The organism is Pseudomonas sp. B16120 (genome assembly GCF_044218845.1).
Lineage (GTDB): Bacteria > Pseudomonadota > Gammaproteobacteria > Pseudomonadales > Pseudomonadaceae > Aquipseudomonas > Aquipseudomonas paracarnis.
In genome coordinates this window covers 3,317,140-3,330,976 of record NZ_CP162588.1, presented here as the reverse complement: position 1 = coordinate 3,330,976, position 13,837 = coordinate 3,317,140, and the positions used below count along the sequence as shown (strand labels likewise).

At 61.5% G+C, this 13,837-nt stretch carries 12 protein-coding genes; 6 read left to right on the top strand and 6 right to left on the bottom strand.

Annotated features, from left to right (window positions below; genetic code table 11):
- The 4 genes from AB4P90_RS15510 to AB4P90_RS15495 form a co-directional block, all read right to left on the bottom strand.
- Entirely contained in the window at positions 1-1,572 is a 1,572-nt protein-coding gene (locus tag AB4P90_RS15510) for an aldehyde dehydrogenase (NADP(+)) (protein WP_395605099.1), read from the bottom strand.
- Positions 1,573-1,734: 162 nt separating this feature from the next.
- The gene (locus tag AB4P90_RS15505; RefSeq protein ID WP_102666554.1) at positions 1,735-2,682 is read right to left on the bottom strand and encodes a dihydrodipicolinate synthase family protein; all 948 of its coding nucleotides are present in this window, start codon (positions 2,680-2,682) and stop codon (positions 1,735-1,737) included.
- Positions 2,683-2,719: 37 nt separating this feature from the next.
- Positions 2,720-3,646, bottom strand: coding sequence for a 4-hydroxyproline epimerase (locus tag AB4P90_RS15500; RefSeq protein ID WP_395605098.1), 927 nt, complete (start codon positions 3,644-3,646; stop codon positions 2,720-2,722).
- An 11-nt stretch (positions 3,647-3,657) separates the two neighbouring features.
- Positions 3,658-5,283 (bottom strand): APC family permease, encoded by a 1,626-nt coding sequence (locus AB4P90_RS15495; protein ID WP_395605097.1) that lies wholly within the window; start codon positions 5,281-5,283, stop codon positions 3,658-3,660.
- Positions 5,284-5,470: 187 nt separating this feature from the next.
- On the opposite strand from AB4P90_RS15495, the gene AB4P90_RS15490 reads away from it, so the two are divergent.
- Both AB4P90_RS15490 and treS read left to right on the top strand, forming a co-directional pair.
- Positions 5,471-6,280 carry an AraC family transcriptional regulator gene (locus tag AB4P90_RS15490; protein WP_201914937.1) on the top strand — a complete coding sequence of 270 codons (810 nt, stop codon included), beginning with the start codon at positions 5,471-5,473 and terminating at the stop codon, positions 6,278-6,280.
- Between the two features lie 153 nt (positions 6,281-6,433).
- Complete coding sequence (gene treS / locus AB4P90_RS15485; RefSeq protein ID WP_395605096.1) at positions 6,434-8,497, top strand: maltose alpha-D-glucosyltransferase; 2,064 nt, start codon at positions 6,434-6,436, stop codon at positions 8,495-8,497.
- 64 nt (positions 8,498-8,561) lie between these two features.
- On the opposite strand, the gene AB4P90_RS15480 is transcribed toward treS, so the two are convergent.
- On the bottom strand, positions 8,562-8,990 hold the full coding sequence (locus AB4P90_RS15480; RefSeq protein ID WP_014718574.1) for a glycine zipper domain-containing protein: 429 nt from the start codon (positions 8,988-8,990) through the stop codon (positions 8,562-8,564).
- Between the two features lie 227 nt (positions 8,991-9,217).
- Here AB4P90_RS15480 and AB4P90_RS15475 point away from each other — a divergent pair, with 227 nt between their 5' ends.
- Positions 9,218-9,676: an Hsp20 family protein gene (locus tag AB4P90_RS15475; RefSeq protein WP_014718573.1), complete on the top strand. Its 459-nt coding sequence runs from the start codon at positions 9,218-9,220 to the stop codon at positions 9,674-9,676.
- A 66-nt stretch (positions 9,677-9,742) separates the two neighbouring features.
- Here the strand turns inward: AB4P90_RS15475 and AB4P90_RS15470 are convergent, their stop codons facing one another.
- Positions 9,743-10,639, bottom strand: coding sequence for a LysR family transcriptional regulator (locus AB4P90_RS15470; RefSeq protein ID WP_069868521.1), 897 nt, complete (start codon positions 10,637-10,639; stop codon positions 9,743-9,745).
- A 332-nt stretch (positions 10,640-10,971) separates the two neighbouring features.
- Between AB4P90_RS15470 and AB4P90_RS15465 the strand changes: the two genes are divergently transcribed.
- The 3 genes from AB4P90_RS15465 to pstS all read left to right on the top strand — a co-directional run bounded on the left by AB4P90_RS15465 (position 10,972) and on the right by pstS (position 13,827).
- Complete coding sequence (locus AB4P90_RS15465; RefSeq protein WP_019817116.1) at positions 10,972-11,661, top strand: isochorismatase family protein; 690 nt, start codon at positions 10,972-10,974, stop codon at positions 11,659-11,661.
- 63 nt (positions 11,662-11,724) lie between these two features.
- The gene (ycaC, locus tag AB4P90_RS15460) at positions 11,725-12,351 is read left to right on the top strand and encodes an isochorismate family cysteine hydrolase YcaC (protein WP_003191542.1); all 627 of its coding nucleotides are present in this window, start codon (positions 11,725-11,727) and stop codon (positions 12,349-12,351) included.
- A gap of 444 nt (positions 12,352-12,795) precedes the next feature.
- Positions 12,796-13,827, top strand: a complete 1,032-nt coding sequence (gene pstS / locus AB4P90_RS15455) for a phosphate ABC transporter substrate-binding protein PstS (protein ID WP_044274067.1) — start codon at positions 12,796-12,798, stop codon at positions 13,825-13,827.
- Positions 13,828-13,837 lie beyond the last annotated feature (10 nt).

Below are 13,837 nucleotides of genomic sequence, written 5' to 3'. Positions count from 1 at the left end.
TCATGCTTCTCGCTGGCCGTCGAGCAGGCGCCGCAACCGCAGCGGGTTGTCGTGCTGCAGCGCGGTGGGCAGCAAGGCGTCCGGGACGTCCTGGTAACACACCGGGCGCAGGAATCGCAGGATCGCCGCCGTGCCCACCGAGGTACTGCGCGCATCCGAAGTCGCCGGAAAGGGCCCGCCATGCACCATGGCGTCGCACACTTCTACGCCGGTCGGCCAGCCGTTCACCAGCAGGCGCCCAGCCTTGCGCTCCAGCACCGGCAGCAATGCCCGCGCCTGTGGCAAGTCGTGGTCATCCATCTGCAGGGTGGCGGTGAGTTGGCCTTCCAGGTGTTCGGACACCTGGCGCATGTGCTCGACATCACGGCACTGCACCACCAGCGAGGCGGCGCCGAATACTTCGGCTTGCAGGTGTTCATTGTTCAGGAACGCCTCGGCCTGGGTCACGAACAGATGGGGCTGGCCCTGGTTTGGCCCGGTCGCTGGCAAGCCTTTGGCGGCTATGGTGGCGTGCTGGGCCAGGGTCTTCAGGCCGGTTTCGCAGGCGCTGAAAATACCCGGTGTGAGCATGGTCTGGGACGGGCAACGCGAGAGACGCTCACTGGCAGACTGAATAAAACGGTCCAGAGCGGCGCCTTGCAGGGCAATCATCAGGCCAGGGTTGGTACAGAACTGGCCGGCGCCTTGGGTCAGCGACGCGACGAATCCTTCGGCCAAGGCTTCGCTCCGAGCTTCAAGCGCAGCAGGAAACAGGTACACCGGGTTGATCGAGCTCATTTCCGCGTACACCGGGATCGGCTCCGGGCGTGCCTGCGCCGCATGGCACAGGGCGATACCGCCACTGCGCGACCCCGTGAAGCCCACGGCCTTGATGCGCGGGTCGCGCACCAATGCGATACCCATCTCGTTACCCGCACCATAGAGCAGTGAAAACACACCCTCCGGCAAGCCACACTCTTTAACCGCCTGGGCGATGGCGCGCCCCACCAGCTCGCTGGTGCCGGGGTGCGCGTTATGCGCCTTGACGATCACCGGGCAACCGGCGGCAAGGGCCGATGCGGTATCGCCGCCGGCCACGGAGAAGGCCAGAGGGAAGTTGCTGGCACCGAACACGGCTACCGGGCCCAGGGCGATATGGCGCTGGCGCAGGTCGGCACGGGGCAGGGGTTGGCGCTGGGGCTGTGCGGTATCGACGCGCACGTCGAGCCATTCGCCCAGGCGCACGGTGCGGGCAAAAGCGCGCAGTTGCCCGCAGGTACGGCCGCGTTCACCTTCAATGCGTGCGCGCGGCAAGCCGGTTTCGGCGCAGGCGCGTTCGATCAACTCATCGCCCAGGGCTTCGATGTGGATGGCGATGGTTTCAAGCAACGTGGCGCGATCTGCCAAGGTGGTTTCGCGGTAAGCGTCGAACGCGGCCCACGCCAGTGCGCAGGCCTGGTCGACGTGCTGCTCATCCCCGCCAGCGTAGGCGGGTTCCAGTGGGGTGTTGGTAGCGGGGTTGATCGCCCGGATCGCATCGCGATGGCCGCAAACGGATTGCTGTCCGATCAGCATCTTGCCTGTCAGAGTCATGGGGGCATCCTGAAAAACAGAGGAGTGTTGTAGGCGCGAGCTTTTGTGACGAGCAAGCATGCTTGCGCTGGGGTGCGAAGCGCCCCCAATAAAAGCCGGAGACTGCTGCGCAGTCAGCGGGAGCAAGCTCCCTCGCCACAGCAAGCTCGCGCCTACAGAAAATCAAGCGACGTTCTGTTCGGCCGACCAGTTGGCATACCACTGGCGGAACAGCGCGTACTGCTGCTCGGCATACCGGCGCTGGGCAGCGCTGAGGCCGTCGGTTTCGTTGAAGTGCAGGGCGTAGCCGTGGTCGCCGTTGAGCACCATCAAATGCTTGTAATACAGCACCAGGTCGCAGCCCTCGTCGAACGACGACAACACCGCCAGTGCAGCTTCCAGCTCGCGGGCCTGGCGACGCGCCTTGGCATCGCCCTTGGCGGCTTTTTTGCTCAGCGCCACCAGTTGCAGCACTTCGCGGGGCAGTGCGTTGCCGATGCCGGTAATGGCGCCGGTGGCGTTGCAGTTGACGAAGCCGTGCACCACTTGGGTATCGACGCCGACCATCAGGGTCACATCGTCATCCTGGGAGGTGATGTTTTCGGCGGCGTAGCGCAGGTCGGCGGCGCCGCCGAACTCCTTGAAGCCGATCAGGTTAGGGTGCTCGCGGCGCAGTTCGAAGAACAAATCAGCGCGGGTGGCGAAACCGTAGTAGGGGCTGTTGTAGATCACCGCCGGCAGGTTGGGGGCGGCGTTGAGGATCGCTGCAAAGTGGGCCTTTTGCGCAGTGACCGAAGCCCCTCGGGACAGCACACGGGGAATCACCATCAAACCATGGGCGCCGACTTTGGCGGCATGGGCTGCGTGGGATACGGCTTCACGGCTGTTCACCGCCCCCGTACCGACGATGGTCGGCACACCCGCAGCCACCAGGCGCGCCACGCCTTCCTGGCGCTGGGCCTCGGTGAGCAGCGGCCAGTCGCCCATGGAACCGCAATACACCACGGCACTCATGCCGATGTCGATCAGCTCGCGACCCTTGGCCACCAGGGCATCGAAGTCCGGTTGGCGCTCGGCGGTGCAAGGGGTCATCAGGGCGGGCATGCAGCCGGTGAAGATGTTGTCGCTCATGGTGCTAACTCCGGTTTCAGTTGAATGAATAATGGGCTCAGATGCCCCAGGCAAACGGGTCTTGTTCGTCGATCAGCAAGGTGCTGTCGGCGGTCATGTAGGCGCGGCCGGTGATGAATGGGCGTACGTGTTCGCCGTCCCACTCATAGCGGCCCAGGAACTGGCTGCCGGTGATGCTGGCTTGTACCCAGGGTTCTCCTGCGGCCAGTTTTGCGTCGGCGGCCAGGCAGGCGAGCTTGGCGCTGGTGCCGGTGCCGCAGGGGGAGCGGTCATAGGCTTTGCCGGGGCACATTACGAAGTTGCGGCTGTCGGCGTGGGCGTCGTCGGCGAACAATTCGATATGGTCGATCAGCGCACCGTCTGCGCCACGGATGCCTTGGGCTTCGAGGGCCTTGAGCATGGCCCAGGTGTAGTCGGTCAGGGCCTCCACGTTATCCATCTGCAACTCATGGCCGTGGTCCGACACCAGGAAGAACCAGTTGCCGCCCCAGGCGATGTCGCCCAGCACCACGCCATGCCCAGGCACCTCAACCGCCACCTGCTTGCGGTAGCGGTAAGCGGGCACATTGCGCAGGGTCACGCTGCCGTCTTCGTGCAAGGTGGCCGCGACCGGGCCGACCGGCGTGTCGAGGCTGTGCACGCCCGGTTGGATCAGCCCCAGGTAATGCAGCGAGGCAATCAGGCCAATGGTGCCGTGGCCGCACATGCCGAGGTAGCCGGCGTTGTTGAAGAAGATCACCCCGCAGGTCGCCCCCGGCGTGACTGGCGCACAGTACAGCGCGCCCACCAGCACATCGTTGCCCCGTGGCTCCAGCAGGCAGGCGCGGCGCCATTGATCGTGGTGGGTGCGCAGGTGGTCCAGTTGATCGGCGATCGAGGCACCCGCCAGTTCGGGAAAGCCGTTCATGACCAGGCGTGTAGGTTCACCGCCGGTGTGTGAGTCAATCACATGCAGTCGTTTCATAAGGCGCTCCATCAGTGGGTAGTCGGGGACAGTGGGGCGCTGTAGTGCGCGTCGCTGACGGCTTCGCTTTCGTCCTCTTCCTGCTCCAGGCGTACCAAGTGGGCGGGTACGCCGGTGGCGGCGCCCCAGTAGTAAATGCCCAGGGCGCAGGCCGCCACCACGAGGGTGTCAAACGGGTGGCTGATCACACCAATACCGCCAAAGCTGCCGAGCTTGGAGAGCAGGATGGTCACGGCGTAGAAGCCGATCAGCCAGGCCGAGGAGCGTACTTGTTGCTTGAGGTTCAGGTGCGCGGTCGGCACCCAGCGCGCGCACAGCAGGTACACCACAAACATCAGGATTTGCAGGCCCAACAGCCACGACACCGTGCTCCAGCCCGACCAGTAGACGATCAACGCAGCGATGATGAATGACAGCGGGCCCAGCACCGCCATGCCCTTGACCCGAAACGGGCGCGCCATGCCGGGTGCATTGCGGCGCAGGGCGGCGACCGTCACCGGGGCCACGGCATAACTGAGGATCAGGGCGGCAGACACCACGTTAATCAGCGCTTCCCAGGACGGGAACGGCAAGGTCCAGAACACCGACAGGCCAAAGGTCAGCCACAGCGCCGGGCGCGGGATGCCGGACTTTTCATCGATGCGCGTGAATATCTTGAAGAAGGTGCCAGTCTGCGCCCAGCCATACACCACGCGCGGGGTGGCGTTCATGTAGATATTGCCGCAGCCGCTGGGAGAGATCACCGCATCGGCCACCACCAGGTAGGCCAGCCAGCCCACGCCCAGCGCCAGGGCGATATCGCGATAGGGCAGGGCCAGTTCCTTGCTGATGCCGGCCCAGCCATTGGCGAGCATGTCGGTAGGCACGCCGCCGAGGAACGCGGTTTGCAGCAGCACATAGATGGCCGTAGACAACAGTACCGAGAGGATCAGGGCGATGGGGATGGTGCGCTGTGGGTTTTTCACTTCGCTGGCCACCGAAATGATCGGCGTCAGGCCCAGGTAGGCAAAGATCACCCCGCCTGCCGACACGGCCATCTCGATACCTGATAAGCCGAACGGCGCGAAGCCATGCACCTGGAAATTCGCCGGCTTGAAGAAGGTGAACAGCACGCCGATCACCAGTAACGGCACGATGAACTTGAACACGCTCACCAGGTTATTGGCGATCGCAAAGGTCTTCACGCTGCGGTAGTTGAGCACGAAGAACAGGCACAGCAGGGCAAATTGCACCAGCCAGCCCAGGGTGGTGGGGTCGCTGGAACCTGCCTTGGTCAGCTGCGGAAACCAGGCTGCGGCGTATTGGCGCGAGGCGACCACTTCAATTGCTACCAGGCTGGAAAACGCGATCAGCGTGATAAAACCCATCAGGTACCCGAGCAGCGGACCGTGGGAATACACCGGGTAGCGCACCACGCCACCGGCGCGGGGCAGGGCGGCGCCGAGTTCGCAGTAGACAATGCCCAGCAGCAGCACGGCGAAACCACCGAGCAACCAGGAAAAAATTCCTGCCGGGCCTGCGATGGCAGACACGTGGCTGGCAGCGAACAACCAACCCGAACCGAAGATGGCCCCCAACCCGATAAAGGTGAGGTCCATCAGTGACAGCTGTTTCTTGAACTTGCCTTGGCCTGACATAGCGGCGCCTTCTTGTGAGTTATTGGATAGGCATGCAGTGGCGCTATCCTGAACCCACATGCCCGGCTGACGATTGATGTTTTATGCGGCGATGGATGACGAATTCAGCACAATTTGCCGCGCTCGACAGCGCTCGTTCCATGGCGCAATCTGCTGGCTGTCGACGAATAAAAGGGCAGATAAAGTCATGCTGCAGAGCGCGTTCGCGAGCCTTTTCCAGGGCAGCCGACCCCACAACATCGAGCAGCTATTGAGCGGGGTAGAGCAGTTGCTGCCGATGCTCGATGTACTGCCCAATGCCGCGATTTTCATCAAGGACATCGACGCGCGCTACGTGCTCGCCAACCGCACCCTGGTGCAACGCTGCGGCCTCAAGCACCTGCAACCGCTGCTGGGCAAGACCAGCGCCGAAGTGTTTCCCGCACAATTGGGCCCCGGCTATACCGAGCAAGATCGGCGTGTGTTGAAGCAGGGGCTGGTACTGGAAGATCAACTCGAATTGCACCTCTACGGCACCCGCGAACCCGGCTGGTGCCTGACCCACAAGTGGCCGCTGTACAACCAACTCGGCGCGATCATCGGCCTGGCCGGAATTTCGGTGGACTTGCAGTCTGCCAGCGAAACCCACCCGGCCTATCAGCGCCTGGCGGCGGTGGACGAACACATCCGCAGCCACTTCAACCGCCGCGTCACCCTAGGTGAATTGACTCGCATCGCCGGGATTTCCGTGGCGCAACTGGAGCGCTACTGCAAACGCGTGTTTCACCTCACGCCTCGGCAAATGATCCAGAAAGTCCGGCTTGAGCATGCCCGGCGGTTGTTGCATACCGAGCTGCCAATTACCGAGGTGGCGCTGCAATGCGGCTACACCGATCACAGCGCGTTTACCCGGCAGTTCAAATCTTCAACCGGGTTCACCCCGAGGCAGTACCGGCAAGCGACGCAAGGCGGCAGGCCAGATGAAAATCTAATGTGGGAGGGGGCTTGCCCCCGATAGCAGTGTGTCAGTCAGGCTATTTTTATCTGATCCACCGCCATCGGGGGCAAGCCCCCTCCCACATTTGGATGAAGCCAAGTCGATGCAACGAATGCCGCGCACGCCCCTCATATGCTTACACCGACCCTTTTCACCACGACAGGTACCGAGCTTATGACCGCGGCGAACAACGACCATGTGAACTGGCTGGTGCAACATTCCATGCTCCACGCAGCGCGGCAGCGGGCCAAGCTGTATTCGGGGCAAGGCCGCCTGTGGCAGCAGCCCTATGCACAGACCCGGCCGCGTGACGCTTCGGCCTTGTCGTCGGTGTGGTTCACGGCCTACCCCGCCTCGATTGTCACCCGCGAAGGCGGCACCGTGCTGGAGGCGCTGGGGGACGAAACCTTGTGGCATACCCTGTCCAAGATCGGCATCCAGGGCATTCACAACGGCCCGTTGAAGAGGTCCGGTGGCTTGTCTGGCACCGAGCACACCCCGACCATCGACGGCAATTTCGACCGCATCAGCTTCGACATCGATCCGCAACTGGGCACCGAGGCACAATTGCAGGCCTTGACGCGCATGGCTGCCGCGCACAATGCGGTGATCATCGACGATGTGATCCCGTCGCACACCGGCAAGGGCGCGGACTTTCGCCTGGCTGAAATGGTCTATGAGGACTATCCCGGCCTGTACCACATGGTCGAAATCCGCGAGGAAGACTGGCCGTTGCTGCCCGACGTGGCCGCCGGGCGCGATGCACACAACCTCAGCCCCTCCCAGGTAGACGCACTGCGTGACAAGCACTACATCGTCGGCCAATTGCAGCGGGTGATTTTCTTCGAGCCCGGCGTCAAAGAAACCGACTGGAGCGCCACCCCGGTGGTGCTCGGCGTGGATGGCAAGCCGCGGCGCTGGGTGTACCTGCATTACTTCAAGGAAGGCCAGCCGTCGCTCAACTGGCTCGACCCTTCGTTTGCTGCGCAGCAGATGATCATCGGTGATGCGCTGCACGCCATTGATGTGATGGGCGCGAAAATCCTGCGCCTGGATGCCAACGGCTTTCTCGGCGTGGAGCGCAAGCTCGATGGCACGGCCTGGTCCGAAAGCCATCCGCTGTCGATCACCGGCAATCAGTTACTCGGCGGCGCCATTCGCAAGGCGGGCGGGTTCAGTTTTCAGGAACTCAACCTCACCGTGGACGACATCGCGTCCATGTCCCACGGCGGCGCTGACCTGTCTTATGACTTCATCACCCGGCCGGCCTACCAGCATGCATTGCTGATGGGCGATACCGAATTCCTGCGCCTGATGCTGCGCCAGATGCACAGCCTCGGCATCGACCCCGGCTCACTGATTCACGCGCTGCAGAACCATGATGAACTGACCCTGGAGCTGGTGCATTTCTGGACGCTGCACGCCCATGACAGCTTCCTGTTCCAGGGCCAGACCTTCCCCGGCAACATCCTGCGCGAGCATATCCGCGAGCAGATGTATGAACGCCTCACCGGCGAACATGCGCCGTATAACCTCAAATTCGTCACCAACGGCGTGTCCTGCACCACCGCCAGCATCATCACCGCAGCCCTGGGTATCCGTGACCTGGAGGCGATCACTTCGGCGGATATACAGCAGGTTCGCCAGATCCACTTGCTACTGGTGATGTACAACGCCATGCAACCTGGGGTGTTTGCCTTGTCCGGCTGGGACCTGGTGGGCGCGCTGCCGTTGGCGGCCGAAGAGGTGGCGCATTTGATGGCCGATGGCGACACCCGCTGGATCCATCGTGGCGCTTATGATCTGGTAGACCTGAACCCCGACGCCGAACTGTCGGCGGGGCAAATGCCGCGCTCACAAAGCCTGTATGGCAGTCTGAACAGCCAGCTGCAGGACCCGGACTCCTTTGCCTCCCAACTGCAAAAAATCCTCGCCGTACGCCGCGCCTACGACATCGCCGCCAGCCGCCAGATCCTGGTGCCGGACGTCGAGCATCCCGGCTTGCTGATCATGGTCCACGAACTGCCGGCGGGTAAGGGCACTCAAATCACTGCGCTGAACTTTGGCGCCACGCCGATCACCGAAACCCTGCACCTGCCCAACATCGCACCGGGGCCGGTGGTGGATATCATCAATGAACGGGTGGAAGGCGATTTGACAGAGGAGGGTGCGTTCACGATCACGCTGGACGCGTATGAAGGGTTGGCGTTGCGGGTGGTGAGCAGCACGCCGATGTAAAGGGATATTGGCCCGGCGTAGGAGCGAGCAAGCTCGCTCCTACATGGCAAGCCGTGCCACGCGATCAGTGGTGCTTGTTCTTGTGCTTATGCTTGTTGCCTTTGTGCTTGGCACCGCCTGAACGATGGCCGCTCTCGTCATCGGCCAGGTTATTACCCAGCGCGCCACCGGCTGCGCCCCCCACGCCGGCGCCGATGGTCGAGCCGGTGGTGCCGCCCAGGCGATTGCCAATCAGCGAACCGCCTGCCGAGCCCAAACCGCCGCCAATCGCCGCTTCGGTCTTGTTGCCCTTTTGCGCCCCCACCGCACTCCCGGCGGCGCCCCCCACGCCGGCGCCGATGGCCGCACCGGTCGAGCCACCAAGCTGCTGGCCTACCACGTTGCCCAACACACCGCCGACACCGCCTCCCAGCGCGGCTGTACCATCTCCAGCGGCCAGGGCCCCTTGGGAGATCAGAATGCCCAATGCCAGGGCCGGGAATGTCATTTTCATTTTTTTGTACCTCAAGGGCTGTCTCAGGCGCTCACGGGGTAAAGCACGCCTGGCACTTTGATTAGAGCACACGTCATAACACTTGGGCTTCGGTGATCGCCCCTTGCACAAGAAAAATTTTTTCCAGCCCTCTTGAATTCCTTTTGCGCGTCCATAAATTTTGGATCACGCGATGCCGAATCCGGGTTGCGTACTAAATCACTTGGAGAAACTCAGGAGATTTTAAAATGGCTACTACCCTGTCGTTGGCCCCACTGTTCCGTCAATCGGTGGGCTTTGATCGCTTCAATGACCTGTTCGAGTCGGCGCTGCGCAGCGAGGCTCCGAATTCCTATCCACCTCACAACGTGGAAAAGCACGGTGACGACGCCTACCGCATCGTGATCGCCGTGGCTGGCCTGACCGAGGAGGATCTGGATATCCAGGTCGAGAGGGGTGTATTGACGGTTTCCGGCGGAAAACGCGAAACCGACGATAAGGTCGCTTACCTGCACCAGGGCATTGCCCAACGTGCGTTCCGGTTGTCGTTCCGCTTGGCGGACCATATCGAAGTACGTGGCGCATCCCTGACCAACGGTTTGCTCAACATCGACCTGCTGCGTGAAGTGCCTGAAGAGGCCAAGCCAAAACGCATCATGATTGGTGGTGAGACCAAACCCGAGCTGCGTCAGGTCAGCTTGCAGTAAAACAATCGGCGGTAAAAAGGCGCTCTACGGAGCGCCTTTTTTGTGCGCGCTGCAAACGCAGGCCGGCTAAGCCTGGGTATTGGGTGCAAACAACTGCCTGGCCTCGGCAAAACACTTCTCTGCGATGACCGAGCGCGGTTCGGTCTTGCGCATCACCATGCCCAGGGGCGCAAGGACACTGGCGTCTGGCAGGTGGATAAATGCCAGGTTTTCGATGGGGTTTTCCAGGCCGCTGTCCAACGGCATGATTGCGCAACAGAAGCCTTCGTGGATGGCCTGGAACAGTTGATAGGTGGAGTCGCTTTCCAGAATCGGCTGGGGATCGAGACCGCGACTGCGGAAACTCAAGTCGATGGATTTTCGGTAGTGCATGCCATTGCTGATCATCCCCAGGGGCAGTTCGGCGGCTTCTTCCCAGCTCATCTGCGTGCCTTCGAAGTGGAAGTGGCGAGTGTCGTACAGCAGGCCGACACGGGTTTCGCCCAGTTCGAAAAATTCCAGGTAGTTGGGGCTCACGTGGTCCAGGTAGCACACGCCCAAGTCCAGTTGATTGGTGCCCAGCGCTTCGATGATTTTGTCCGAACTCATGGAGGTGAGGCTGAACTTGAGTTCCGGGAAGCTGTGGGACAAGCCCTGGATGAAGCTGATCGGATTGAAGCCGCTCAGGGGCACCAGGCCCAGGCGCAGGTTACCGACCAACTGGCCGCGACACGCAGCGGCTTCGGCGAACAGGCCGTCATGGGCGGCGAGCAGGGTCCTGGCCCAGGCCAACACGCGTTCGCCGGCCTGAGTAAAGCCTTCGAAACGTTGGCCACGGGTCACCAGTTCCAGGCCCAGTTCGTCCTCCAGGTTGCGCAGGCGCATCGACAGGGTGGGCTGGGTGATGTTGCAGCGGGCAGCGGCCTGGCCGAAATGGCGCGTCTGCTCCAGCGCGATCAGGAATTTAAGTTGTTTGATATCCATGAAGGCACCTGCCTGGAAATAAGTGAACGGTCATGATTGGCGCAAGTGCCTGAAATCCACGGGGTGGAGCCGATGATCGCATTGTAACGACTGGCACGTCCAAATGAGCTTGCCACCGTGCGGCTGCATTGTTCCATTTTTGAGATGGAGCGGCCCGTTTCAGCCACTACCTAACCCTGAGCGCGATGCTTAAGGTGGTCCCACTGTTTTTTTGGGTGGGCCTGCTGACACACGTCCTTGCCCAAGCGTATCTGTACAGGAAGTACAGGCACGGCCGGGCGCAGTTCCGGCGCACACGCCAGGGAGGTATCGCCAAGCAAGAGGACATGCAAATGACTGCATCAGGTAACGCTGCAAACTTCAATGGGCAAAAGCCGACGATTGACCCCGCTGACACCGCCATGTTGCTGATTGACCACCAGAGTGGTCTGTTCCAGATCGTCAAGGACATTGATGTTCCTCAATTGCGCGCCAATGCCATCGCGCTGGCCAAGGCCGCGACCCTGCTTAAAATACCGGTCATCACCACCGCCTCGGTGCCGCAAGGTCCCAACGGCCCGTTGATCCCGGAAATCCACGAAGCCGCGCCGCACGCCCAGTACGTGGCCCGCCGTGGCGAAATCAACGCGTGGGACAACCCGCAGTTCCATGCCGCAGTCAAAGCCACCGGCAAAAAGACGTTGGTGATCGCCGGCACCCTGACCAGCGTGTGCCTGGCATTCCCGTCCATTGCGGCGGTGCATGAAGGCTACAAGGTGTTCGCGGTGGTCGATGCCTCGGGTAACCACTCCAGGTTGGCCACCGACCTGACCGTTGCACGCCTGGCCCAGGCCGGCGTAGTGCCGATCGACATCATGGGCACGCTGTCGGAGCTGCAAGGCTCCTGGAACCGCCCGGATGCCCAGGAGTGGGCTAACGTCTACACCCAGGCCATGCCGCATTACCAGCTTCTGATCGAGAGCTACATCAAGGCTCAGGAAGTGGCAAACAACCACGAAGTACTAGACTCACAGCGCAAGTAAATACGCTGGGGCCTTTTGCGGCGAGCCCATGTTGGGCGCTGCCTATTTATCAGGAGTATGAAGATGTCTACACCTTACGTTCGTTTGGACAAAGACAACGCCGCGGTACTGTTGGTCGACCATCAGGCCGGCTTGCTGTCATTGGTCCGCGACATCGACCCGGACAAATTCAAGAACAACGTGCTGGCCCTGGCTGACCTGGCCAAGTACTTCAAGTTGCCGACCATCCTCACCACCAGTTTCGAAACCGGCCCCAACGGCCCGCTGGTGCCCGAGCTCAAGGCCCTGTTCCCGGATGCGCCGTACATTGCGCGCCCAGGCCAGATCAATGCCTGGGACAACGAAGATTTCGTCAAGGCCATCAAGGCCACCGGCAAGAAGCAATTGATCATTGCCGGCGTCGTGACCGAAGTGTGCGTGGCGTTCCCGGCGCTGTCGGCCCTGGCCGAAGGCTTTGAAGTGTTTGTGGTCACCGACGCCTCCGGCACCTTCAACGAACTGACCCAGCAGTCCGCCTGGGCCCGCATGTCCGCCAACGGCGCGCAACTGATGACCTGGTTTGGCCTGGCCTGTGAGCTGCACCGCGACTGGCGCAACGACATCGAGGGCTTGGGGACGTTGTTCTCCAACCACATTCCGGACTACCGCAACCTGTTCACCAGCTACAACGCGTTGACTGAAGGCAAGTAAGCCTGATGGAAGGCGGCCGCTAGCCGTGGGGGGAGCGGTAGAACGCCTATTTCCCTGACACCCCTAGGTCCAAATGTGGGAGCTGGCTTGCCTGCGATGGCGGCATTGCGCCCGACACCTATTGACCTGACACACTCGCGATCCAACGGTGGGGTGTCAGGTAAATAGGCGTTGGCTGTCAGACCGTCATCGCAGGCAAGCCAGCTCCCACAGTTGGATGGCGCAGCATCAATGGGATCAGCTTCGACCGTCACGGGAGCAAGATCAGTACCGCTAGAGGGATGACAACACTGTAGTCGTATTTTGTTACTAACCCATGCCCTAAAAATACAGCGCTGTGGCGGCAAAGCGGGACAAAACACCCCCTCGCCATTCAATTTTCATAAAAATGTAACAACCCTGCTTCACAGTTCGGGAGCCCGTCACCACAACGAGTTCCTTTTAATGAAAAGCTTGATGAAGTCCGCAGCACTCGCCATTACGGTATCCCTGTGTGCCTCCTCCGTGACCTTCGCCGCCGAGAACGTACGCCTCACCGGCTCCGGCGCCAGCTTCCCTGCACCGATCTACCTCACCTGGTTCAAGGATTTCAGCAAGAAGACCGCTGGCGTCACCGTGGATTACCAATCCAAGGGCAGCGGCGCCGGTGTGCAGGACTTCCTGAATAAAACCGTCGATTTCGCCGCCAGTGACTCGGCCATGAAAGACGAAGACATCGCCAAGGTCGCCGAAGGCGTGCAACTGCTGCCAATGACCGCCGGTGAAATCGTGTTGGCCTATAACCTGCCGGGCAATCCCAAGGGCCTCAAGCTGCCACGCGATGTGTACTCCAATATCTTCCTGGGCAAGATCACCAAGTGGAACGACCCACAGATCGTTGCCGCCAACCCGGACCTGAAACTCACCGACACCCCGATCACCGTGGTAGTGCGCGCAGATTCCAGCGGCACCACGGCGGTCTTCACCAAGCACCTGGCCACCATCAACCCTGAATTCAAAACGGCGCTGGGGGAGGGCAACACCGTCAACTGGCCGGCCAGCGACAAATTCATCAAGTCGCCCAAGAACGATGGTGTGACCGCCACCGTACGCCAGACCCCAGGCGCGATTGGCTACATCGAGTACGGCTTTGCCAAATTGGCCAAGGTTGACTTCGCTCAGTTGCAGAACAAGGCCGGCCAGTACGTAGTGCCAAACGCCGAAAGCGGCGCCGAGGCCCTGGCCGCAGTGAAGATGCCGGAAAGCCTGGTGGCCTGGTTGCCGGACCCGGACGGTGCCAAGTCTTACCCGATCACCTCGTACACCTGGATGATTTTCCGTAAGGACAACGGCAACCCCGCCAAGGCCAAGGCCATGCGCGAAATGGTTGAGTACAGCCTGACCGAGGGGCAGAAAATCGCCGACTCGATGGGTTACATCCCGCTGCCGCCATCGGTGGTAGAGCAGGTTCGCAAAGCCTCCGCCAACATTCAGTAACACCCGTGAG